The sequence below is a fragment of the Halomonas sp. ND22Bw genome (assembly GCF_003011945.1).
GTDB lineage: Bacteria > Pseudomonadota > Gammaproteobacteria > Pseudomonadales > Halomonadaceae > Halomonas > Halomonas halophila.
Map to the genome: position 1 here is coordinate 1 of NZ_PXWD01001097.1, position 263 is coordinate 263.

Annotated in this window: 1 pseudogene; it reads left to right on the forward strand. The window is 55.9% G+C overall.

Annotated elements, in window-relative coordinates:
- A pseudogene (locus CVH10_RS26935) lies at positions 1–263 on the forward strand (hypothetical protein); the annotation flags it as partial.

Sequence of the window (263 nt, forward strand, 5' to 3'; positions counted from 1 at the left end):
ACCAGCTTGTCGCTGTTCCGCGGAATCGCGGCGGATCAGTCTCTGATCTGCTTCTTACCAAACTGCTATCTGAGATGGCTACCGGCCGTTGACCCGGAGGACATACACACAGCCTCGTTAGAGAGTGCGCTCGAGGCTATCGAGGGCGGTGTCACCACGCTTCTTGATTGCGTCGAAGCCCCTACCTCGAAAAAGCACGCCGAAGCCAATTTACAAGCACTGAAGGACTCGGGCATGCGAGCTTTCTTCTGCTATGGAATGGG